This is a genomic window from Chryseobacterium formosum (assembly GCF_026460885.1).
Taxonomy (GTDB): Bacteria; Bacteroidota; Bacteroidia; order Flavobacteriales; family Weeksellaceae; genus Chryseobacterium; species Chryseobacterium formosus.
Window position 1 is genome coordinate 363,883 of sequence record NZ_JAOVZW010000001.1, and the last position, 23,882, is coordinate 387,764.

The following is a 23,882-nucleotide window of genomic DNA, read 5'->3' on the forward strand; positions in this document are numbered from 1 at the left end:
AAAGTTTTCCACACTTATTCACAATGCTTTTAACAATTTGTTAGAATTTAATTAACAATTATTAAAATTTGCGGAAAATCAAAATTTTAAAATTTTAAATATGGTGAAAATCAATGTATTGGCTTTTGTATTGGTTATTTCTAACTGCTTCGGACAGGAAAACTATACTACAACGAATTCCAAAATTAGAGAAGCAAAAATCTATTCAAATGGTGGAATGCTGAAACAATCATTCTCTGCAGAGGTCGTTCCTGGGAAAAATTTTATTATTGTCAATGAATTTGGAAGAAACCGAGGAATTGAAATTTCTTCTTTTAAACCAGACAAAAAGATTACTCTTATTAAATATGAATCTTACAGCAATAATCCCACTCTGTATGCTGATAAATTAGGAAAGAATAAAAAAACAGAACTGTTGAATGACAGTATTGAAGTTTATAGAAAAATCAACAAAGATTTCGATCAAGAGTTGCTATTGACAAGAAATTCTATTGGAATAATTCAGAAAAATCAGGCATTGGGGAATCCTTCGTCTACTGAAATTATAAAAATGATTGAGTTCAATAAAGCAACTTTAAAGAATTTATACCTTGAAGAGCAGACTTTACAGGCAAAAATTGCTGTGAATCAGGCAAAAATTTCAGCATTAGAAGGGAAAAGATATTCTTCCACAAGAAATGATGAAACAAAAAATAATAATATTATCGTTCTTCAGGTTAATAGTGATAAAAAACAAACCGTGAATTTTGAAGTTAATCAATATATTCAGGAAGCAAATTGGCGACCTTTTTATATTATTAAATCAAATGGAATTAAATCTCCTTTAAAAATTTCCTATAAAGCTAAAATTCAACAAAATACAGGTTTAGAATTTAAAAATATTCCGATTAAACTGATTAACGGAAGTTTCAGTGCTGAAGAAAGACCTTATGATTTACAACGATGGTTTTTGAGAACGGAGCGTGATCAATATGTTTCTAATTTGGTATATCAAAAGCCAAAAGTAAAGTCAAATCCAAGAGAAAAAAACATTGAAGAAGTCGTTTTATTGGGAGAATCAAATAAAATAGCTCAAAGAACGATGAAAACAGAAATTTCTTTGGATAAAAACGTTATTCTTCCTTCAGATGTAGAAGTTACTGAAGATCTGAATGATTTTGAAGTAACCACGACTTATAAATATATTTCTACTCCAAAATTGGATAATAAAACCTTCCTTTTAGCTTCAATAAAAGATTATTCTAAGTATAATTTTTTACCTGGAGATGCCGATATTTTTATGGAAGATTTACAAATTGGAACTGTAAATATTGATACTAATCAGTTAACAAGTGAAATGTTGATCAGCCTTGGAAGTGACCCAAATGTTCTAACCAAAAGAGAACTGGTAAATAAGGAAACTAAAGATTTAGGTGAAAACGGAAAATTTGAAAGTTATTCCTATGAAATTACAGTTAAGAATAATAAAAGTGCAGCGATTGTTTTGGAAATGAAAGATCAAATTCCGGTTTCTACTGCCGAAAATATTAAAATTGAAGCTATAAATCCTGATAATGCTAATTACGATAAGAGTTCAGGGTTTTTGACTTGGAATTTCGAGATAAAACCTAATGAAACTAAGAAGATTAAATTCGGATTTAACGTAACTTTGCCGAAAGATTTAATCACATTAGATATCAAGTAAAATAAATTTAAAAGTAAAAATGAAAAGAAAAATTGCTATTGCAGGAGACCACGCCGGTTTTGAGTATAAGGAAATTTTAAAGAAACATTTGGAAGAAAACTTTGAAGTTCAGGATTTTGGAACTTTTTCTACAGATTCCGTAGATTATCCGGATTTTGTACATCCAGCTGCAACTTCAGTAGAAAATGGAGAAAATGAATTGGGAATTTTAATTTGCGGAAGCGGAAACGGCGTACAAATAACAGCAAACAAACATCAGAAAATAAGATGTGCATTGTGTTGGATGCCGGAAATTGCAGAATTGGCGAGACAGCATAATGATGCAAATATGATTTCTATTCCGGCAAGATTTATTGCAAAAGAAGTAACGATAGAAATTGCAAATAAGTTTCTTTCTACAGATTTTGAAGGTGGAAGACACCAAACCAGAGTTGATAAAATTGCATTTTGCTAAATTGATAAAGGCTTGTAAATCAAATTACAAGCCTTATTTATTTTTTATTTTATATATTTGCATTGTCAAATGGTAATTACCAAGCTGTTGATTCCATAAAACTTTCAAAGTTCCAACTGAAAGTTTATCTCTCCTTCTCCACTTTTTTGTTTTAAATTTAACTGAAACTTCCATTGTGAAAACTTTAGATGGAATTGATGTTTTTTGATTAAAGAATTAAGCTTTAAATGAAATTTGTATTTTCTTTTTTATCGTTATTAAGTTTTTTGTGCATTCAAGCACAGGAAAATGATTCTATGAGGATTGATAAAATTGAGGATGTCATAGTAGTCTTAGGACGAAAAAAAATAGTTTGTCAGAAAATTTATGATCAAGAAAAAACTATTTATGAAAAGCAATCCAAAGAACTTAAGAAATTAAATTTTGAAAAACTTTTTGATGAAATTTTAAAGTTAAAAGAATTGCAGAAATTAAAGTCTGATGAGCGGAAAATATTAGTTTTTAATCCTGATTATAAAACGGTTATTTCTATTTGTGGAAACGATTCTTATTATGAATGTAAACATTACGAAAAGCATATTCAAAATGAAGTTTTTGAGAAAGTCTGGAAGAAAAATAATTATCTGAAAATTCAAAAATTCTTTGATAATAAAGTAATCATTCCTTTGATTGGATCGCCATTTTCTTCTTTTGAGCAAAATATGAATGATGAAAATAACTATCTTAAAAAACACAATATTAAACCTTTACTAAAAGGGATTTATTGGGATTTAAATAATAAGAAAAAAGAATTTTATTATTCATTCTATCAAAAATCTACTGAAAATTTAGAAGTTCATCTTCAAAAAGATAAAATGATGTCTGAAAATTATCATCAATTGGATATGAATATATTTCCTGTTTCAGAAGAAAATTCTATTATTTATAGAGTTAAGATTATTGTTGCAAACGAAGAAAAAGAGCTTAATCGACTGGATATTTTATATCAATACAAAGATGGAAAGTGGATATTTTTAAAAGAAAGAAATTAATTTTATTATGATGAAAAAATATCTTTCTTCAATTTTTATTTTAATGTTTTTGCTGAGTTTTGGACAGGTTGACCATTATTTGAGAGACAGCATAAATGAAGCGATAAAAACTAAATTTTTTATTGAAAGAAATGAAAAATATGGTCTGAAAGATAGTTTAGGTAATCTTAAAACCAGAATTGAGTTTGATGATATCTCTATTTTTGATACTAAATATTTTCTCGTAAGAAAAGATACATTGTACGGCGTTTATGGAAGAAACGGGAAAAATATTATACCTGTTAATTACAGGGAAATTAATAATATTTTACCAAATTCAAGAAATTACCAAATAGCAGATTACAGATCGGATAACTTTTGGTATGCCTATAAATACAATCCAAATATCGATCATGAAACGTTTGGGATTTACTCTAAAAACGGAGAAAAAAAATACCCTGAAAAAATATCTTACAATCGCGGAATTTATGAATTAAATAATATACGTTTCGCAATTGTAAGCATTGTTGATGACCAGTATTTCACATACTATAATGACAAAAAAATTAATACGTACAAAGATGTTGTATTAAAGTTTAATAAAAACGATATTAGTGAATATGAATTGCCTTTTGAATATAAACATTTACAATTTTTAGAAATTCAGGGAAACAAAATAGTAGTTTATACTTCTCCAAATGGTTTAACAGGATTTATTGATCTAAAAAGCAATAGAAAAATTGAACCGAGATTTAAATCATATATTTTCAACGATAATAAAATTTTTGCTAAGGAAAGAGAATTTTATACGACAGAAATAGATAAAAATCTGAATTTTAGAGAAAGAAATGAAAATATTATTGCGGCTTTAAAAGAATTTGAAATTATTAAATACAATGAAAATATGAGTGTTTTAAAAGGAAATACTCAGGCAAATTTTTCATTTCCAATTATTTCTTTTCAGGAGATAAAAGATAAAGAAATACCTGTACTTTTTAAGTATTTTTTAGATAAAGATCAAACAGAAAAGAAATATACTCAACCCGGCATTATCAGTTTTGATGGAAAAATACATATAAAACCCAGTAAAAAAGGTTCTACATCTTTTAATCTTATTAACGAAGGTTATCACATTCTTGATCAAATTGAAAATAAAAACAAAAAAAATGAAGTTTTTCTAGTAAAGGAATGGAGAAGTATATCGCCTAAATCAGATAGTATAGAGATTACTTTTTACAACAGAGAAGGAAGTGAAGTCATGCATTTTGACAAAGATTTGTATGATAAATATTTAAAAAATTGCATGCAAAAAACAATGAGCATTAAAGATAATTTCTTATTTGCAAACTGTTACAAACATCCTGATCAATACTTTTTTGTGTATAATCTTACATCGAAAAAATTTATATTTAAAGATAAAAAAGGATATTTTCAGCCAGAAAATGATGGGAAATATAAAATAACCAACTATGACAAAGAATCTAAACAAAGTACGGACGAGTTTTACAGTAAAGATTTGAATTTTTTATATAAAATCATAAACAAGAGTCAATGAAAATCTATTTAACCTTCTTTTCGTTATTTGTTATTTTCTGTGCGAGTTCACAGGAAATTATCGACAAAGAAGGTTTCAAAAAATGCAAAAAAGAGTTCAGCAAAAAGATTTGTCTTTCGGATGAAGATGGAGATAGTGTTTTATTTTATTTAGACCAATGTCCAAAAGAATCAGGAGTTGTAGAAAATCATGGTTGTCCTTTGCCAGATTCAGATGGTGATGAAGTTTTAGATAAAGATGATGCATGTCCTTCAATTGCAGGACCTTCGGAAAATAACGGCTGTCCTTGGCCGGATACTGATGGAGATGGTATTTGGGATATGGAAGACGCATGTCCAACAGTTTCAGGAGCGGTAGAAAATCATGGTTGTCCGATTCAAAAACTGGATTGTACCCAATTTTATGAAGAAGAGAAACTAAAGTTTGAAAAGTTTAGAGAAGATAATTTAAAAATTGAAAATCTTTATAATAAACTAAGTAGCAATTTATTAAAATATTTTACAGAGAAAAATAAAAATATAAAAGTAGATCAGGTCTATATAAAATTTTTAGACTATGGCCCTTCATGTCTATATTATTCTAGAAATTACGTTCCGACTTGTACAAGTAGCAGAAATACAGATGAGTATAATTTTTTAGTTACTAAATTTTGGAATAATAAAGCATTAGAAATGTTTTCCCAAAAAAATAATGTTGTTATATCCGTCAAATATTTATTTAAAGAGTATGACAATAGTTATAGTGCAATTTTATCAGAAGAATTACACAATTACTTGAAAATGAATTATTCTGGAAATACATCGTATATTTTTCCTAAAGGACGAAAAAAGGTTAAACCTAATTCAGTCACAATTGGAATAGATATAAGGTTTTTGAGCCCTTACATTTTAGAGATTACTTATACTCCTCATTCTGGAGGTTTATACGGCCTAACTAAAAAATTGGAATACAGTAAGGGGAAATGGAATGAACTAAAAGATTAAAAAACTATCAAGAAATTGTAAGGTTTAATCTCACACATACAATAAAATGAAATGAAAAAAGAATTAGTTCTTAGTACATAAGTAAAAATTAATATTGATGAAAACCTATTTCACTTTCTTCTTTTTCCTGATAATTTTCTTTGCGAATGGGCAAGAAATTATTGACAAAGAAGCTTTCAAAAAATGCAAAAAAGAGTTTAGCAAAAAAATATGTCTTTCGGATGAAGATGGAGACGGTGTTTTATTTTATTTAGATCATTGTCCGAAAGAAGTAGGATCCGCAGAAAATGATGGTTGTCCTTGGCCGGATTTTGATGCAGATGGAGTGATAGATAAAGATGATGCCTGTCCTACAGTTGCAGGACCTCCGGAAAATAATGGCTGCCCTTGGCCGGATACAGATGGAGATGGAATTTTAGATAAAGATGATGCGTGTCCTACAATTCCGGGAATACCCGCTGAAGAGGGTTGTCCTAAGAAAAACTTTTATCCATCTCACAGTTATTCGAAAGAAGAATTGGATGAAATAAGAAAGAAATTTTTAGAAAAAACAAAAAATTTCGATTACGATAAGCTTGCAGATTTTATTTTTAATAAAATTGATTTAAAAGGATTTAAATCAAAAATGATTACCTTAGAAATCGCAAGTTTTTCACAAATGGCGGGTTGTGGACAGGATAGAACAGATTACTCTCCAACAAATCTAAGAGTAAATTTGGCTTCAGAATTGTTTTGGAATGAGAGAAATTTTACAAAATTTGTGAATAAATTTCCTTCAAAGATCGTTTTTCCATACAGCGAAAATGAAGATGTAAATAAAAAAATACAATCATTTAAAAAGATTTATTCTAAAAAAAGTGAAGGAATAACTTTTTATAATGCAAAAAATAATTTTAAAGAATTAGATAATAAACAAATTGACCCTTACAAAAGCTTTCAGATATATATTTTCTTTCAAGGAAATGATGAAATTTTTGTCAAGGTAAATGAAAATTCAGATTTAGAAAGAAAATATTTTCTATTACAAGCTAAAGGAAATACCTTTATACAATTAAATTAAAAAATGGCAAAAAAGAAAAAATATATAAGTCAGAAAAACGATCATAAATTAATGGAAATCGGAAGATTGATCATGAAATTTATGAATCAAAATCAAACCAAATTATACAATTACAAACAGATCTCTGACGGAATTGATCACAAAAATCCTCGTCAAAGAGAAATGGTAATTCAGGCTTTGCACAAATTGTTGGCAAACCAAAGAATTAAAGAAACCGAAAAAGGCAAATTCAGTATTAATCTTAATATTGAAGGTACTTTAACGGGAACTATTGATTTCAACCAAAGCGGAAATGCTTACGTTACTGTAGAGAATTTAAAAGAAGATATTTTTGTTCACTCAAAAAACGTGAAAGACGCTTTACAGGGCGATAAAGTTCTGATTGTTACTTACAATTTTAAAGGTAAGAAATTGGAAGGTTCCGTTTTGGAAGTTCTGGAAAGAAAAAGATCAGAATTTGTGGGAACTTTCCAATTGGTTCCTCATAAAGAATTTGGTTTTGTAGTTTGTGATAAAAAAACAATCAACACAGATATTTTTATTCCAAAAGGAAAAATAAACGGAGCTGAAAACGGTAATAAAGTCGTTGTAAAAATGACAGAATGGAAAGCCGGAGACAAAAATCCTGAAGGAGAAATTCTACAGGTTTTAGGTAATCCGGGAGATCATGAAACTGAGATCCATTCTATTCTTGCAGAATACGGCTTACCATACGAATTCCCTGAAGAAGTGGAAAGAGATGCTGATAAAATCGACCGTAGAATTACAGATGAAGAAGCGGCAAAACGTTGGGATATGCGTGATGTTTTAACATTTACAATTGACCCGAAAGATGCCAAAGATTTCGATGATGCTTTATCGATGAGAAAACTTGAAAACGGAAATTGGGAAGTTGGAGTTCACATTGCAGACGTTTCTCATTATGTAGTTCCGGGAACTATTTTGGATGATGAAGCGTATGAAAGAGCAACTTCAGTTTACCTTGTAGACAGAGTTGTACCGATGCTTCCTGAAGTTTTGAGTAATGATGTTTGCTCACTTCGTCCGAATGAAGATAAATATACTTTCTCAGCAGTTTTTGAATTGAATGACAAAGCTGAAATTCAGAAAGAATGGTTTGGTAGAACGGTCATTCATTCCGACAGAAGATTCACGTATGAAGAAGCTCAGGAAAGAATTGAGACCAAAGAAGGCGATTTGCAGGAAGAAATTAATGTTTTGGACGGATTAGCCAAAATCATGCGTGGTGAACGTATCAGAAACGGTGCAATTACATTTGACAGAAGTGAAGTTCGGTTCAATTTAGATGAAAATAATCAGCCGATTGGAGTTTACTTTAAAATCAGCAAAGATTCGAATCATTTGATTGAAGAATTTATGTTGTTGGCAAATAAAAAAGTATCAGAATTTGTTTCGCTGAAAAATGGAAGACCAAACGGAAATACCTTTATTTACAGAATTCATGACGATCCGGATCCTGCAAAATTGGAAGCTTTAAGAGATTTTGTTTCCACTTTCGGATACAAAATAGATTTGGCAAACACCAAAAAAGTAGCAGAATCGTTAAATACTTTGTTGAAAGACGTTAAAGGAAAAGGAGAAGAAAATATGATAGAGACTTTGGCGATGCGTAGCATGAGCAAAGCGGTTTATTCTACCGAACCGATTGGTCACTACGGTTTAGGATTCGATTATTATTCGCATTTTACCTCTCCTATTCGTCGTTATCCCGATTTGCTTGCTCACAGATTGTTGCAGCATTATTTGGATGGAGGAAAATCTCCCGACAGAAATGAGTTAGAAGAAAAATCTAAACATTGCAGCGCCAGAGAACGTTTGGCAGCCGATGCTGAGAGAGATTCAATTAAATTCATGCAGGTAAAATTCATGGAAAAACATTTGGGAGAAACGTTCACAGGCGTAATTTCCGGAGTCGCAGAATTTGGTTTTTGGGTTCAGATTCCTGAAAATGGAGCTGAAGGTTTAATTAAATTGAGAGATTTGATGGATGATTCTTATACCTACGACAAAACGACTCATGCCGTTTATGGTTCCCGAACAGGAAACAGATACCAATTGGGTGACGAGCTTCAAATAAAAGTTATAAAAGCAAATTTGATTGCAAAACAACTTGATTTTAAGATTGTTGAATAATGACGAAAGTTGACAAATCAATCATTTTTAGTATTTTAAACATAGTTTTACTGGTCACAATAGTCTTTAAAACAGTTCTCAACTTTTATTGGTTTGTTGCAATTATCGGTTTACTTTGTGTGATTATTAACAGATTTATTAATAAAAAAATTATTAAGATTAAAAATGAAGATAAGAAGTACTTTTTTGGAGTCATTTTTCCATTTTTAGTTAATGTTTTTTTTATGATAAATTATTTTACGGGAATGAATCCCCAAAAAGAAACATATTGTTTTAAGAACATGATTGCTGAAGTTGGTGGAAGAAATAGTCATCAAAAAGGCAAAACCACCTATATTTATTTAAGTGGAGATGCCTATAAATATTCTTATATGACAAGAAGTTTTTTTATTGATTACAAAAAAATGTGGGGTAATAATGAAATCATTTACACTTTTGAAAGAGGTATTTTTGGATTAAAAGTGAGAAAAGATTTTAAATTTGTTTATAATAAAAATTGCCCTGATAATTATTTGAATTTTTAAAACTTAATACAATAATTTAAAGACTGCAGTTTTGCGGTCTTTTTTTGTTTTTGAAATCCTAATTTTTTTAATAGTGGTTAATTTCACGCAGATAAAGCTAAGTACGCAGATTTTTTAATGATAGAAATCTGTTTAATCTGCAAAATCAACGAGAAGTTTAGAAATAAATTCAATGTATAAACCCAATAAATTCTTTATTTAAAACTCCAATAAAAATATAATCTTTAAATTTGGGTTTGAAACAAATTTTTAATGTTTGAACTCATATTTTCTGCCATAGGTTTAGGCTTTATGCTGAGTCTCGTTTTTATCGGGCCTATTTTTTTTCTGTTAATCGAAACCAGCTTTACAAGAGGTCCAAAACATGCTTTGGCATTAGACTTTGGTGTTATTACGGCAGATTTGTTGTGCATTATTGCGGCTTATTATGCAAGTGCAGATATTGTTGATTTAATCGACAAACATCCAGGATTTTACAGAATTACCTCAATTCTTATTCTCACCTACGGAATTATCATGATGGTTACGAAAACCAAAATGCACATGCCCGGAGAAGAGAAAATAATCAGTCAGAATTACTTTAAAACATTTCTCAATGGTTTTTTATTAAATCTTTTGAATGTAGGAGTAATTCTTTTTTGGTTAGTGACAGTAATTGGGGTGAGAAATCAATATCCGGATACAGAAACACTTATTTTATATCTAGCAATCGTTATTACAACCTATCTTTTGATAGATTTTGCTAAAATTTTCCTTGCAAAACAGTTTCATGACAGACTCACACAAAAATTGGCAAACAATATTAGAAAAGGAGTTGGAGTTGTTTTGATTATTTTCAGTTTCTTTATATTCCTTCAAAGTTTCAAAATGTTTAATCAATTTGATAAACGTCTGGAAGAAGCCGAAAAAAAAGAATTGAAATACAAAAAGGAAAAATAAATATCAGTTAGAAATATCCAATATTAAAAAAATCCCTGCAAACTTTACAAATAAAAACAACAATTGATTAATGAAAATATTTCCGAAACCACTTAAAAAAGGCGACAAAATAGCTATTATTTCTCCTGCAGGTTCTGTAGAGCCGACTCAGTTAGAAAAAGGTATTGAAATGATTAAATCTAAAGGATATGAACCTGTTTTAGGCGATAATCTTTATACCAAATTTTCCAACGGCTACAATTATGCAGGAACCGAAGAACAAAGATTGAAAGATATGAATTGGGCTTTAAATGATCCCGAAATTTCTGCAATCTGGGCTTCAAGAGGTGGTTATGGATGTCAACATTTAATTGAAAGTTTAAATTTAAAAGAATTTACAAAAAACCCGAAATGGTATATTGGATATTCTGACAATACAGTTATTCAAAGTTATTTGTTGAAAAAAGGTTTTGCTTCCATTCACGGGCAGACCATCAAAACTTCAAGTTTTGGGGTAACTGAAGAAAGTTATGATTTACTTTTTGATATTTTAAAAGGTAAAAAGCCAAAATACGGCTTAAAATCGAATCAATTTAACAAGCAAGGAAATATTGAAGGAGAATTGGTCGGAGGGAATTTAGCCTTGATTTATGCTCTTCTGGGAACGAGATATTCCTGTGATTTTAAAGATAAAATTTTATTCATCGAAGATATAGGTGAAAACTTCTATGCTCTGGATCGAATGATTATGAGTTTGGAACTTGCCGGAGTTTTCAAGAAGATTTCTGGATTAATTATCGGTGGAATGACCAATATGGGCGATGAAAAAGAGAATAAACAATACGAAGAAAGCTTCGATGAATTTGCTTATAAACTGATTTCAGATAGAATTTCAAAATATAAATTTCCCACAGTTTTTGGTTTTCCGAATGGTCACATTAAAGATAATCAACCGTTAATTATTGGTGGTGAAGTCTCATTAAAAATAGACAAAACAGTTTCAGTAAATTTTAAATAATATGTTTTATTCAAAATTTTTACTTTCGTTTTTACTGATTTTAGCTGGAATTTTACATTTTGTGAAACCTCAGTTTTTCATGAAAATAATGCCCGATTACATTCCTCTGCATTTGCAGATGGTTTACATAAGCGGAATTGTAGAAATTTTGTGTGGCACTCTTCTTCTATTTCCGGAAACTCAAAAATTAGGAGCTTATCTTTGCATAGTTTTATTCATTGCTGTTTTTCCGGCAAATATTGAGATGGCAAAAAAGTTTTATCAGATTCACCACAAATATTTTTGGTTGACAGTTTTAAGACTTCCGTTGCAGATTGTTTTAATTTGGTGGGCGTATCAGTTCAGAAAGTAAAATGAAGAAACAAAACTCTCATACATTCCAACCCTAGAACACTCCCACTCAATAATGGCAGATCACAACGAATTAGGAAAAGAAGCAGAAAATCTTGCGGCAGAATATTTACTTAAAAATGAGTATAAAATTCTTGTGAGAAATTTTCGTTTCAAGAAAAATGAAGTTGATATTATTGCTGAAAAAGATAATTTGATTATTGTGGTGGAAGTTAAAGCTCGCTCAACTGATTTTTTCATTCTTCCTCAAGAAGCAGTCACAAAAGGTAAGATAAAAGCAATTGTTTTGGCCGCCAATCATTTTATGGAAGAGTTTAATAAAAATCAGGAAGTAAGGTTTGATATTATATCCGTTCTTCCCGACAAAAAAGGAAACTTAGAAATTGAACATATTCCAAATGCTTTTGAAGCATTCGATGCAAATTAACTTCTTGCTTTTGGCAATTAGCGATTTGCTTTTAATTAAATAGAAAGCCTGAAGCTAAACGCTAATGGCAAAAGTTAAAATTATGAAAACAATACTCATCACGGGAGCCACTTCCGGAATAGGAAAATCAACAGCAGAACTTTTGGCAAAACAGGGAAACAGAATCATCATCTGTGGAAGAAGAACTGAAGTTTTGGAAGCTGTAAAAATAGAATTATCTGCACTAACCGATGTTTTTAGTTTAAAATTTGATGTAAGAAATTTAGAAGAAGTTGAGAAAGCTATTTCATCTCTTCCTGAAGAATGGAAAAACGTAGATGTTCTCATTAACAATGCCGGAAATGCACACGGTTTAGAGCCACTTTCAGCAGGAAGTACAAATGATTGGGATTCTATGATCGATGGAAATGTAAAAGGTCTTTTATATGTTTCTAAGACTTTAATTCCAATGATGAAAGAAAGAAATTCAGGTCAAATTATTAATATCAGTTCGGTTGCTGCAAGACAAACTTACGCAAATGGAGTTGTGTATTGTGCTACAAAAAAGGCAGTTGATGTAATCTCCGAAGGAATGAGAATTGAATTGACAGAATTTGGAATTCGAGTGACGAATATTCAACCAGGAGCGGTGGAAACAGATTTTTCTTTAATCAGATTTAAAGGAGATCAGGAAAGAGCAGCGACAGTTTATGCAGGTTATGAAGCTTTGAAGGCTGAAGATATTGCCGATGCGATTGCTTATTGCATTAACGCTCCACAACATGTGACAGTTTCAGATATGACGATTTATCCAAGTGCTCAAAGTGAACCGAGAACGATTTACAGAAAAGGATAATTTGATTTGAAAATGAGATTCTTTCCTATTTTGTTCCTTTTTTGTTGTGTTTTTGGTTATTCTCAGAATTATTCAAAACAGGAAAAGCAATTGCTTTCTCAAACCAGAAAATTAGATTCTTTAATGCAGAATAATGATTCTAAAATTTTAGAATTGTTTGAAAAGGATGTTTCTTTTGGTCATTCAAATGGCTGGGTTCAGAATTTGGAAGATTTTAAAAAGGATTTCTCTTCTAAAAAAGTTGTTTACAAAGAAATCATGCAGGCTGAAATTTCAGAAATTAAAAACTTTAAAAATACTTTCAGTATCAGAAGAAAAATAAAAGTTTCAGGTTTGTATAAAAATCAAGGTTTTGAAATGAATTTAGCATTACTTGAAATTTGGATTAAAAACAAATCTGTATGGAAATTGTGGAGCCGACAAAGTGTGGAAATAAACCAATAAATTAGCATAGAATATCGACACAATGAACGAAGAGATTCAGAAATTTTTAATTTATAACACACCTAATGAAAAAGTTAGGGTTGATGTTTTTTTACAAAACGAAACACTTTGGCTTACCCAAAAGGCAATGGCGACTTTGTTCGATGTTGCTAAATCGACCGTAAGTGAACACCTTACCAATATTTTTAACACAGAAGAATTAAAGAGAGATGCAACTGTTCGGGAATTCCGAACAGTTCAAATTGAAGGAGAAAGAAATGTTACCAGAAACCTTGAATACTACAATCTCGACGCAATAATTTCAGTTGGTTATCGTGTAAATTCATCAAAAGCAACGCAATTCAGAATTTGGGCGACCCAAACTTTGAAGGAATTTATCATCAAAGGTTTCGTGATGGATGATGAAAGATTAAAGCAAGGTCAGAATGCATTGCAAGTGAAAGGAGAGTTTACCAACAAATCACCGATATTTTTGCTGAATGTAGTATTGATTATGATAGGAATTCAGACATCACAAAGAATTTTTATGCAATAGTTCAAAATAAATTTCACTTTGCCATAACGGGTAAAACTGCTGCAGAAATTATCTATCAGAAAGCTGACAGTAAAGAAGAAAATATGGGTTTAACGACTTGGAAGCATTCACCAGACGGAAGAATTTTAAAATCTGATGTGATTGTTGCCAAAAACTATTTATCTGAGAAAGAAATCCAACAATTAGAAAGAACTGTTACAGGTTATTTTGATTATATTGAAGGTTTAATTGAGAGAGAAAATACCTTTACAATGGAATCGTTAGCAAAAAGTGTTAACAGATTTTTAGATTTTAATGAGTATAAAATCTTAGATGGAAAAGGAAAAATTGCAAAAATTGTAGCTGATAAAAAAGCAGTTTCTGAATATGAAACTTTTAACAAAACTCAAAAAATAATTTCTGATTTTGATAAAGAAATTAAAAAACTTGGAAAAAATCTTGAATCTTAAACTTTAGAATCATTTTGTAAACTTTTACAATACTTTTATTCAATCATTTCTTTTGGTACTTTTGCGGTAGAAAAAAGGCTAACTCTATTTTCCGGTTTAAATTTAATTAAATGAAAATATTATATCTTGAAACTTCCTCAAAAAACTGTTCTGTAGCCATTTCAGATGATGAAAAACTGCTTTGTGTAGCGGAAGAAGTTTCAGAAAACTATAAACAATCTGAAAGTCTTCACACATTTGTTGAGTGGGCTTTGGAAGGTGCAGAACTTTCAATAAAAGATATTGATGCCGTTTGCTTGGGCAAAGGTCCCGGTTCTTATACGGGATTGAGAATTGGAGCTGCTTCAGCAAAAGGTTTTTGTTATGGCTTAAAAATTCCTTTGATTGCCGTAAATTCTATGGAAAGCATGATTGAGCCATTTTTAGGTCAAAACTATGATCTTATCATTACATTGGTCGATGCAAGAAGAATGGAGGTTTATACTGCTGTTTACGACGGAATTTCGGGGGAAGAAGTTAATCCTACTGAAGCAAAAGTTTTAGATGAAAACTCTTTTCAGGAATTTAAAGACAAAAAAGTGCTTTTTGTTGGTGACGGCGCTTCCAAGACAAAAGAAATTGTACAGCTTCCTAATGCAGAATTTAATAATGATATCTACCCTTCTGCACAATATTTAGTAAAGAAAACTTTGGAAAAAATAAAGAATGAAGACTTTGAAGATATTGCTTACTTCGAGCCTTTTTATCTGAAAGATTTTCATGGAGTAAAAAAGAAACAAAAAAGCGAAGAATAATCTTCGCTTTTATTTATTTACCACTCGCCTTCACTTCTTCTGGAGACTGCAGCTTTTGCATTTGATTTAACTGCTTTTTTTGGATATTATTGTTTTGCGGAGTATTATTCATCATCTGACTATTATTGTTCACTTTATTACTACCCGGAGCAATATTGTTTTGATCAGTTTGAGGCATACTCGGTTGTCCTGGTCCGTTGAAAGGATTATTAGGCATCGTATTTCCTTTATTATCTGTTGGCTGGAATGCTAAGTCGCTTTTCAAATAATTCAGCATTTCTTTAGCCTTAATTCCTTCAGGAGTTTTAGCATAATTCAGAACGATTTGTTCAAGCTGCAAAATCATTACTTCTTTTCCGCTTGTTTTTCCGGCATTAATTGCATTCAATAAATTGAGTTTCGGAATTAATGCATCTTTAGGATACTTCAAAATAATCTGTTCAATTCTTCCCTGACTTTCTGTAAATTTTTCAGACTCATAAAGAGCATAAGCCATTTTATATTCGTTTTCGACTTCTTCTGAAGACTTTACAAATGTGTTATTTTTAGGATTTCTTACAAATTCTGCATAAGATGTATAAGGGTAATCGGTCAATAAAATCTGTTTTGCTCTGTCTGCAATCTGCGGATTTTTCTCATAATTCATTGCAAAAATTTCGTACAAAGCCTGTAACATCACTTTTTCTTCAGGTTTTACATCTACCAAATTATAGAGCGTTTTTGTTGCTAAAGATGTATTGGTAAAATAATTCTGATACATAATTCCAAGTCCTAAAGAAGCGGTATCTCTGTCTTTTTTCAACTGAGATAATTTTCCTAAATCTGCAGGAATTTGTTCAATGTAATATGAAGGTTCAAAACGTCTCGGATTCGGTGCTGAAGTTATTCCTAAAGCTTCGTTCTTCATGTCTTCTATCGTCGCCATTTTTTTAGAATAACGCCAGTTATCAACCAAAGCACGATCTCCCCAAAGCTGTTTAAATGATGAAGTTCCCTTACTCACCGTACCTGTATTACCGAAATAGAAACCTTTTGTTGCAACTCCGAAATCTTCAAAAGAATTTCCACTATTAGCAAATAAAGAATTCGCATTGTAATCTCCGGTATCAAAACCTTTGTTTCTTTCTGCACGTCTTCTTTCAAGTTCTTCTTTCTCTTCTTTTATTTTTAATTTCTCAATATACTTTGCAAAATAATCAGTTTTTTGAGCATCAGACATTTTTGCCAAAGAAAGAATACTGTCGTTTTTCTTGATTAAATAATAATTTTTAGAGATTTTTTTGATGTAGTTAGATTGATCCTGCAACAATATTCTTGAAGGCTCATACGTCATCGCAACCAATGCTGAATCGTAATATGCTCCTGCTCCGATGTAATCGTTTCTGTCTAAATAATCTTTACCAATCTCATAATAAGCCAAACCTCTTACCTGTGCATCTGAAACCTTTTCAAGCAAAGATTTTTTGAAAAATTCCTGAGCTTCTTTTTTCTTTCCAGCTTTGTTTGCCATCAAGCCTAAAGCATAGTAAAACTCATTTTTTCTAGATCCGTAAGTTCCTTTTTTACTTATTTTTTCAAGATAATCTTTAGCTCCTTCATAATTTCCTTTTCCGTTGAACGTTTTGGCAATTTCGATTTGAGATTTTACTTCAAATTCGAAATCGTTTGCATATTTGTAGGCAGCTGCAAAGCTTTCTCTTGCCAAATCAGATTTCCCTGTTTCCTGTAAAACCTGACCTCTCAAAAAGGCAATTCTACTTTTTAGTTTTCGGTTACCATTTAATTCAAAAGCGCGGTCTAATTCCTTTATAGCAGATTCTTTTTTACCAGCATCCAAAAGAGATTCAGCATAATAAATACTCAGAAGTTTCTCGTGATCTTTACTGATTTTTTCACTTTTAAGTTTATCAAAAATTTCATCAGATTTATGGTAGTTTTTAAGTTGAGAATAAGCTAAACCTTCATAAACACGAGCTAAAGGAAGCCTTTTGTCTTCTTTCATGTGAGTGAAAACATAGTTTAAGGCATCCAAAGCTTTCACAGATTTTCCCTGATAAATTCTTGATTGCGCTAAAATAATATACGCATCAAAAATCGTTTTGTTCTTCTCCTCTCCTTTTCTGATAACAGAATATTTGTTAATTGCTTTTAAAGCTTTTGCTTCGGCAATTTCTAAAGTAGTCGCTCCTTTATTTCCTTCAGGATTATTGGGATCTTGAGGCATATTATTACCGGGAATTCCAGGCATTCCGGGGCCATTTGATGGCATTCCAGGACCGTTCTTTCCATTTTGAGGTCTGTTTACTTCTGCCATTTTCATAGAATTTTCTGCAAAAGCTGAAGACTGACCTAAGTCGCTTCCTAAAGGTTGCTCTTCATAAGTCAAAATAGGAATATAAGGCGCATAAAAATTATCTTTATGAGCTTTGTCTCTTTCGGTAAACTCACTGTTCAATGCATCTTTAGCGTTAAAAAGTGTGTTGTAATATGTTGAAAATCCTTTTAAAAACTTTGATCTTGCTTCCGGTTTTTTCACTCTCGTGCTACAGGAAACAACAACAATCGCTGCTAAAAGGAAAACTATTTTCTTTTTCATTATTTCAATATAACTCGCTAATTTACTTTTTATTATCAGCAGTTTGATGATTTTGTAAAAATAATAAAATTTTATTTTGAAAATTATTATAATTCCTTCAAAATTTTATAAACCAAATGTGTTGGAAGTCCCATAATCGTATAGAAGCTTCCATTTATTTTTTTAATTTTCGACATTCCGAGCCATTCCTGGATTCCGTAGCTCCCTGCTTTGTCGAAAGGTTTGTAATTTTTAATATAAAAATCGATTTCTTCTTCAGAAATTTCATCAAATTCTACATCGGCAACATCGGTTTCTGTAATGGTTTTATCTAAAGTTTTAATGGTAATTCCTGTATAAACCTGATGCGTTTTTCCGGATAATGACTGAAGCATTTCTTTGGCTTCAATTTCATCTTTTGGTTTTCCAAGAAACTGATTTTCGTTGGCAACAACGGTATCTGCGGTTAATAAAATTTCTCCTTCTTGTAGATTTTGGAATGCATTCGCTTTTAATTCAGACAAATAAGCTGCAGCTTCCCCTATTTTTATATTTGCGGGTAAAATTTCTTCGCAGTCGATTTTCACTACTTCAAATTCAAAACCTAAACTCGAAAGCAATTCTTTTCTTCTCGGAGATTGCGATGCTAAAAGTATTTTCATCATTAAATTTTAAACAGATTGCGTATTATCATCATGCCATTTCCCCTGAACTTTCATTACCTGCTCAATCACATCACGTACTGCCCCACTCCCCCCTTTGATTTGAGAAATATAATCCGCAATTACTTTTATTTCGGGAACGGCATTTTCCGGACAAGTTGCAATTGCTGAATTCTGCATCATGTGAAAATCAGGAATATCATCTCCCATTGTCAGAATTTCTTCATTTTTAAGATTATATTTTGCTTTAAAATCTTCATAATCCACCATTTTATCATGAGATTTTGCGTAATAATCCTGAATTCCGAGATAACTGATACGATGTCTTACCATTTCATCATTTCCACCAGTAATTACTCCGATTAAATAATCATTTTTTAAAGCTTTTACAACGGCGTAACCATCCAAAACATTCATCACTCGGCTCATATTTCCACCGGGCATTAAATAAACGCTTCCATCAGTGAAAACTCCGTCTACATCAAATACAAATGCTTTTATATCTTTTAATTTCTCTTTATAACTCATTTTAATTAATGATTGATAAATGATAATTGATGAATGATAAGATTCAAATCAATCGCATTCATTAATCGCTTGTTTTGTTTTATTAATAAATTATTTTAATCAAGATTATACGTAAGTCTTACCGTGATTCTCGCAGATTTTTCCTTGCTTGAAGTATCAAAATTTCCTCCATAACTGTCTTCATCGGTAGAACCTTTTGCGGTAATCTGGAAAACTCCCATCGAAGCATCTTTTAATTTTCCTAAATCTCCGTCTGCACTTTTTACAATTTTTTCAGCTCTTTGTTTGGCATCTTTTGATCCCGCTTCTATCAAACTATGCTTCAAAGATGAAAGGTCAGAATACGTATATTGTGCCGAAGATGGCTCAAACTGTACTCCACTGTTGATAAGCTCAGCAGTTTTATCAATCACACTTTCAATTTTCTTCATCAAAGCCGGATTTTTCTTCGCTTTGAAAAATACACTTTGACTAGCTTTATAACCATCAAAGATTTCTTCAGACTTTTCTGATCCATCTGCTTCTTTTGTTGTAACGGTACGATAAGATCTAGAAAAATTAACTCCATCAAAAGCAAATTCACCCGCTTTGAAACCTTTGCTGTAGAAAAATGCCTTTACTTTTTCTTTATCTTGCGAAATCAAATTATAAGCTTCTTTTGCATCCATTGCACTGGCGTCGAAACTTCCACCCCAACTTATTTCGTCTGAAATAAAATCTTTTGAACCAAGACCTGTAACGGATATTGTGTCCTGTTTTAAGTTTCTGTTTTTAAAACTTGAACCTAATACGAAAGCTGTGGTAACGATGGCTGCTCCGATGATGAGGGAACGAATGATGTTTGTATTCATTTTTTTGGTTTTCCTCAAAGTTAAAACTTTATGGCAATTGATACATTTTTTTGATAGAATGGTTCATGGTTTTATAAATTTCAAGACTTTCATCCTGTAATAATTCTTCGTGTAATTCTAAAACTCTTTTGTCGTTTCTTACAGCTGGTCCGGTTTGGGCTGATTTTGGTTCAATCTCATGAATTTTCTGAACGGTTTCATCAATCAGAGGTAAAAAATAATCAAATGGAATTTCCTGTGCATCTGAAATTTCTTTAGCTCTTGAAAAAAGGTGATTCACAAAGTTGCAGGCAAAAACTGCGGTCAAATGAATATATTTTCTCTTTTCATAACTGCCTTCCATCACATTTTCTGAAATCTTAGAAGCTAAGTCAGTTAAAATTTTCTGATCTTCAGAATTTTCAGTTTCAATAAAGAAAGGAATTTTTTTATAATCTAATTCTTTTGATTTTGAAAAAGTTTGTAACGGATAAAAGCTTGATTTTCTGTACTCTCCTATCAATATTTCTTTTGGAAGAGAACCTGAAGTATGAGCAACCAAACAATCTTTTTTAGATATAATTTTAGAAACATTTTCCACAGAATTATCACTTACACAAATGATATATAAATCTGCATCTTCCAATTTTTCTGTTGAGTAAGGAATATTTAATTCAGAAGAAATTTTCTGAAGTTCAGTTTCGTTTCTGCCAAATATTTGATTTAAAGGAATCCCATTTTGAACGAAAGCTTTTGCCAAATGATAAGCTACATTTCCGGAACCGATAATGATTGTTTGCATCTAACAAAGATAAATATTTTGATTGGGTGATGGAAGCTGGATAAAGGATGTTTTTGATTTTTAATGATAAGAATCTAAATTATAGCACAAAAATTGAATAAGTAATTTAACTTTTAGATATTTTTGTAATCCAAAACAATGAAAGCATCTTATGAAGATTAAAGACGCAGAAATTATTGCGCTGATGCAAGATCCTCGAACCCTTGAAAAAGGACTTCGAGTGTTAATGGATGCTTATCAGAGTAGATTATATTGGCACATTAGACGTATTATTGTAGATGCAGACCTTGCGCAGGATACTTTGCAGGAAACATTTATAAAAGCGTATCAGAATTTTCATCAATTCAAAAATGATAGTCAGCTGTATACCTGGCTTTACAGAATTGCGACCAATGAAGCGTTGCAGCAGATCAATAAGCTAAAAAGAATGCAGAAGACCGATGAAGATCCTGAGTATTATATGCAGAATCTGGTTGCCGATAATACAGAAGGAGATGCAGAAGAAATACAGGTTTTACTGCAAAAAGCTATACAAAGTCTGCCCGAAAAGCAGAAACTAGTATTTATGATGCGGTATTATGACGATTTGCCTTACGAAGAAATATCTCGAATTGTAGATATGTCTGTAGGGACTTTAAAAACAAATTATCATTATGCCAAACAGAAAATAGAAGAATATATCAAAGAAAATTACGAGAGATAATTTTTGAGAAAACAAAGTATGAAAAATTTTGATCTAGATAATTTAGAACGCAAAAACATTTTTAAAGTTCCTGAGAATATTTTCGAAAATATTCAGGAAAGAGTGTTGAGTGGAGTGAAAGATTTCGATCTGGAGAACTTAGAACGCAAAAATATATACAAAATCCCTGAAAACTTATTTCAAACAGTTCAGGATAGGGTATTGAGCGAAGTGAGAGAATTTAATCTAGAAGAATTAGAACGTAAAAACATTTATAAAATTCCTGAGAATTTGTTTGAAAAAATTCAGGGGAAAGTTTTGAGCGAGATAAAAGTTGAGAAAAAAGCATCGATTTTCAAATTGAATTGGGGATATTCTGCAGCGGCATCTTTAGCTCTTATTTTTGGGTCAGCTTTTATTTATAATTTAAATTCAGATTCTGCAATAAATTCAGATTCAGCAAATAATATTGCTGATAACAGAACTGCGCCCAAAAAAGAAAGTCAGGTAGCTTATGAAACTTTAGCATCAGATTTAACTTCTGTTGAAAATAATGATCAAAGAATTGAAAGTCAAGCTAATATAAAGCCTATGGTTTCTCAGGCAGTTAATAATAATTCTGTAAGTCAGACTAAAAAAACGGTAAAGCCAGCGAACGAAATTCATATGAATGAATACATAGAGTCTCTTACCAGTTCTGAAATTGCAGAGTTAGCCAATAACTCAAGTCAGGATGTTTATTTAGACTTGTATAATTAAAAGAAAGATGAAAAAAATATTATTTACACTTTTTATAATTTCTGGGTTTGGGCTTAATGCTCAGATTAAAGATTATGACTGGAAGAATATGAGTCGTGAGAAAAGAAAGGAGGTAATAAACAATCTTTCTCCGGATGAAAGAAAAGCACTTCTTACCCAGTTTAGAAATAATATGGTGGTTGATATGTTGGATGTTGCACCGCAGGATAAAGCAGAATTTACGGCGATGTACAACGAATATCTTGATAACCAGAAAAAAATAAAAAGTCAGTTCGATTCTAATTTTGATCCTGAAAAATTGACCGAAGAAGAAGCAAAAGTAAAGCTTCAACAGAGTTTTGATATGGGACAAAAATTATTCGACAATAGAAAAAAATATGCAGAAAAGATGCAGACTGTAATACCTTGTCAGAAAGTCTTGAAGCTTTTCAATTCTGAGGCGATGATGCGTGATAAAATGAACGAAAAGAAATCTCATGATGGAAAGAACAATTCGAGACCTAAGCAATCTCCATAATAGTTTATTTTTTTAATGTTGGACGACTCTTGCAATTTATTGTAAGGGTCGTTTGATTTAAAAAAGCATTAAATATTTATAAAAATGATTTATTTCAAATAAAATAGTAAGCTAATTCTTATTTTTGTGAAGTAAATTTAATTTGGCTAATGTTTTGTTTAAAGTGAAATTGAATTTTGTAAAAATGATCAGTATGAATAAAATAATTTTCTTTCTATTAGTTTCAAGCTTATTTTTCGGGCAGAAAACCGAAGTGATTGATTTATCGAAATCTATAAAAGACAGTAAAAACACAATTAAAACTTTCACAGTAATCGATCAGCGACCAAACAAAGATATCGGGAGTATACTATTTCACAAAGAACAAGTGAATATTGTTTTTGAAAACGATGCAAGTAAAGATATTTCAAACTGGTTTTACAAATACAATACAGTAAAAGGAAGTGAAGAGTTGGTTCTTTTATTAGAAAATTTAAATATTTCTGAAGACATTAAAGAAAAATATTCTATCGGAAAGCTTGAATTAAAAGCGAGTACGTTCATCAAAAAAAATGACGGCTATTATTTTGTAAACAAAATAGATACTGTTGCAACAGTATCGTCAAGGAACACGCCATATTTAGCTCAAAGCTTATCGAAAAAGATCACATTGTCATTGGCAGATTTGTTGAAAGATTCGTACAATAAAAGAACTTGGGAATTTGGTATTTCAGAAAGTGAACTTGCAAATTATAATTCCATTTTAATTGATAAGCTTGATGTTTTAAAATCAGATTCTTTGAAAGAAGGAGTTTATAAAGATTCTTACAGTTTTTTCACGCACAACCCCGAACCTGGTTTTACAATTGAAACCAATAAAAAAGGTGTTGTGACAAGAGCAGTAAAGGGTGAAGATAAAAAGTATATTAGTAACTTCTATGCATTTGTTCATAATGGTGTTCCGTTTAAAGTAATTCCGGTTGGTTATGTTGAAATTTTCAGAGATGATCAAGGACTTTTCATTGAAGTTAAAAAAGAAGAACTGTTTCCAGAATCTAATTCTCCGTTTATAATGGTAGGCGGTGGAATTGGAGGTTTGGTAGGAAGTTTAGTTGCAAATGTTGCAATTGCAGCTATTGATTCGAAAGCAGCTCAAAAACGAAGAGGAATGCCAGGAACTTATGTCTCGCTTGATCCTTTGACAGGAAATTATATTTTGCCTGAAGATTTTGGCAAATCTAAATAAAGATAGAGAGGCGATTTGTCTCTCTTTTTTATTGAAGTACAGAATTTCTCCAGAATTCGTTAAGAAAAATTAAAAACGAAATTCTCCTGCATTTTTTTATCTTTGCA

At 31.1% G+C, this 23,882-nt stretch carries 24 protein-coding genes and 2 pseudogenes; 21 read left to right on the forward strand and 5 right to left on the reverse strand.

Annotated elements, in window-relative coordinates:
- The first annotated feature begins 100 nt into the window (after nucleotides 1–100).
- The 17 genes and pseudogenes from OF897_RS01735 (at nucleotide 101) to tsaB (ending at nucleotide 15,195) form a co-directional block, all read left to right on the forward strand.
- A complete protein-coding gene (locus tag OF897_RS01735) occupies nucleotides 101–1,684 on the forward strand; it encodes a DUF4139 domain-containing protein (RefSeq protein WP_267263966.1) in 1,584 nt (527 codons plus the stop codon).
- A 19-nt stretch (nucleotides 1,685–1,703) separates the two neighbouring features.
- The gene (gene rpiB, locus OF897_RS01740) at nucleotides 1,704–2,138 is read left to right on the forward strand and encodes a ribose 5-phosphate isomerase B (RefSeq protein ID WP_267263967.1); all 435 of its coding nucleotides are present in this window, start codon (nucleotides 1,704–1,706) and stop codon (nucleotides 2,136–2,138) included.
- A gap of 296 nt (nucleotides 2,139–2,434) precedes the next feature.
- Complete coding sequence (locus OF897_RS01745) at nucleotides 2,435–3,169, forward strand: hypothetical protein (protein WP_267263968.1); 735 nt, start codon at nucleotides 2,435–2,437, stop codon at nucleotides 3,167–3,169.
- Between the two features lie 7 nt (nucleotides 3,170–3,176).
- Nucleotides 3,177–4,703 carry a WG repeat-containing protein gene (locus tag OF897_RS01750; RefSeq protein ID WP_267263969.1) on the forward strand — a complete coding sequence of 509 codons (1,527 nt, stop codon included), beginning with the start codon at nucleotides 3,177–3,179 and terminating at the stop codon, nucleotides 4,701–4,703.
- 119 nt (nucleotides 4,704–4,822) lie between these two features.
- A pseudogene (locus tag OF897_RS01755) lies at nucleotides 4,823–5,077 on the forward strand (thrombospondin type 3 repeat-containing protein); the annotation flags it as partial.
- 829 nt (nucleotides 5,078–5,906) lie between these two features.
- Nucleotides 5,907–6,164 (forward strand): annotated as a pseudogene (locus tag OF897_RS21730) (thrombospondin type 3 repeat-containing protein); the annotation flags it as partial.
- A 585-nt stretch (nucleotides 6,165–6,749) separates the two neighbouring features.
- Entirely contained in the window at nucleotides 6,750–8,900 is a 2,151-nt protein-coding gene (gene rnr / locus OF897_RS01765; protein ID WP_267263970.1) for a ribonuclease R, read from the forward strand.
- Between the two features lie 245 nt (nucleotides 8,901–9,145).
- The gene (locus OF897_RS01770; RefSeq protein ID WP_267263971.1) at nucleotides 9,146–9,424 is read left to right on the forward strand and encodes a hypothetical protein; all 279 of its coding nucleotides are present in this window, start codon (nucleotides 9,146–9,148) and stop codon (nucleotides 9,422–9,424) included.
- A gap of 252 nt (nucleotides 9,425–9,676) precedes the next feature.
- Nucleotides 9,677–10,363, forward strand: a complete 687-nt coding sequence (locus tag OF897_RS01775) for a LysE family translocator (RefSeq protein WP_267263972.1) — start codon at nucleotides 9,677–9,679, stop codon at nucleotides 10,361–10,363.
- 70 nt (nucleotides 10,364–10,433) lie between these two features.
- Nucleotides 10,434–11,360 carry a S66 peptidase family protein gene (locus tag OF897_RS01780; protein WP_267263973.1) on the forward strand — a complete coding sequence of 309 codons (927 nt, stop codon included), beginning with the start codon at nucleotides 10,434–10,436 and terminating at the stop codon, nucleotides 11,358–11,360.
- A gap of 1 nt (nucleotide 11,361) precedes the next feature.
- Entirely contained in the window at nucleotides 11,362–11,712 is a 351-nt protein-coding gene (locus tag OF897_RS01785) for a DoxX family protein (RefSeq protein WP_267263974.1), read from the forward strand.
- Nucleotides 11,713–11,766: 54 nt separating this feature from the next.
- Entirely contained in the window at nucleotides 11,767–12,138 is a 372-nt protein-coding gene (locus OF897_RS01790; protein WP_267263975.1) for a YraN family protein, read from the forward strand.
- 82 nt (nucleotides 12,139–12,220) lie between these two features.
- A complete protein-coding gene (locus OF897_RS01795; RefSeq protein WP_267263976.1) occupies nucleotides 12,221–12,973 on the forward strand; it encodes an SDR family NAD(P)-dependent oxidoreductase in 753 nt (250 codons plus the stop codon).
- A 12-nt stretch (nucleotides 12,974–12,985) separates the two neighbouring features.
- On the forward strand, nucleotides 12,986–13,417 hold the full coding sequence (locus tag OF897_RS01800; protein ID WP_267263977.1) for a nuclear transport factor 2 family protein: 432 nt from the start codon (nucleotides 12,986–12,988) through the stop codon (nucleotides 13,415–13,417).
- A 22-nt stretch (nucleotides 13,418–13,439) separates the two neighbouring features.
- Nucleotides 13,440–13,952 (forward strand): virulence RhuM family protein, encoded by a 513-nt coding sequence (locus tag OF897_RS21735; RefSeq protein WP_323808999.1) that lies wholly within the window; start codon nucleotides 13,440–13,442, stop codon nucleotides 13,950–13,952.
- Nucleotides 13,904–14,401: a RhuM family protein gene (gene rhuM / locus OF897_RS21740; protein WP_323809005.1), complete on the forward strand. Its 498-nt coding sequence runs from the start codon at nucleotides 13,904–13,906 to the stop codon at nucleotides 14,399–14,401. Before OF897_RS21735 ends, rhuM begins: the two co-directional genes overlap by 49 nt.
- A 110-nt stretch (nucleotides 14,402–14,511) precedes the next feature.
- Nucleotides 14,512–15,195: a tRNA (adenosine(37)-N6)-threonylcarbamoyltransferase complex dimerization subunit type 1 TsaB gene (gene tsaB / locus OF897_RS01810; RefSeq protein WP_267263978.1), complete on the forward strand. Its 684-nt coding sequence runs from the start codon at nucleotides 14,512–14,514 to the stop codon at nucleotides 15,193–15,195.
- A 13-nt stretch (nucleotides 15,196–15,208) separates the two neighbouring features.
- On the opposite strand, the gene porW is transcribed toward tsaB, so the two are convergent.
- From porW to OF897_RS01835, 5 genes are all read right to left on the reverse strand, one after another.
- Entirely contained in the window at nucleotides 15,209–17,791 is a 2,583-nt protein-coding gene (gene porW, locus OF897_RS01815; protein WP_267263979.1) for a type IX secretion system periplasmic lipoprotein PorW/SprE, read from the reverse strand.
- 86 nt (nucleotides 17,792–17,877) lie between these two features.
- Complete coding sequence (locus tag OF897_RS01820) at nucleotides 17,878–18,432, reverse strand: Maf family protein (RefSeq protein ID WP_267264214.1); 555 nt, start codon at nucleotides 18,430–18,432, stop codon at nucleotides 17,878–17,880.
- Between the two features lie 9 nt (nucleotides 18,433–18,441).
- Nucleotides 18,442–18,960 (reverse strand): KdsC family phosphatase, encoded by a 519-nt coding sequence (locus tag OF897_RS01825; protein ID WP_267263980.1) that lies wholly within the window; start codon nucleotides 18,958–18,960, stop codon nucleotides 18,442–18,444.
- 95 nt (nucleotides 18,961–19,055) lie between these two features.
- Nucleotides 19,056–19,811 (reverse strand): SIMPL domain-containing protein, encoded by a 756-nt coding sequence (locus OF897_RS01830; RefSeq protein WP_267263981.1) that lies wholly within the window; start codon nucleotides 19,809–19,811, stop codon nucleotides 19,056–19,058.
- 28 nt (nucleotides 19,812–19,839) lie between these two features.
- A complete protein-coding gene (locus OF897_RS01835) occupies nucleotides 19,840–20,592 on the reverse strand; it encodes a Rossmann-like and DUF2520 domain-containing protein (protein ID WP_267263982.1) in 753 nt (250 codons plus the stop codon).
- A gap of 151 nt (nucleotides 20,593–20,743) precedes the next feature.
- Here OF897_RS01835 and OF897_RS01840 point away from each other — a divergent pair, with 151 nt between their 5' ends.
- The 4 genes from OF897_RS01840 (at nucleotide 20,744) to OF897_RS01855 (ending at nucleotide 23,775) form a co-directional block, all read left to right on the forward strand.
- Nucleotides 20,744–21,295 (forward strand): RNA polymerase sigma factor, encoded by a 552-nt coding sequence (locus tag OF897_RS01840; RefSeq protein WP_267263983.1) that lies wholly within the window; start codon nucleotides 20,744–20,746, stop codon nucleotides 21,293–21,295.
- Nucleotides 21,296–21,313: 18 nt separating this feature from the next.
- Nucleotides 21,314–22,033: a hypothetical protein gene (locus tag OF897_RS01845; protein ID WP_267263984.1), complete on the forward strand. Its 720-nt coding sequence runs from the start codon at nucleotides 21,314–21,316 to the stop codon at nucleotides 22,031–22,033.
- A gap of 7 nt (nucleotides 22,034–22,040) precedes the next feature.
- The gene (locus OF897_RS01850; RefSeq protein ID WP_267263985.1) at nucleotides 22,041–22,550 is read left to right on the forward strand and encodes a hypothetical protein; all 510 of its coding nucleotides are present in this window, start codon (nucleotides 22,041–22,043) and stop codon (nucleotides 22,548–22,550) included.
- 193 nt (nucleotides 22,551–22,743) lie between these two features.
- Nucleotides 22,744–23,775 carry a hypothetical protein gene (locus tag OF897_RS01855; RefSeq protein ID WP_267263986.1) on the forward strand — a complete coding sequence of 344 codons (1,032 nt, stop codon included), beginning with the start codon at nucleotides 22,744–22,746 and terminating at the stop codon, nucleotides 23,773–23,775.
- Nucleotides 23,776–23,882: the final 107 nt, after the last annotated feature.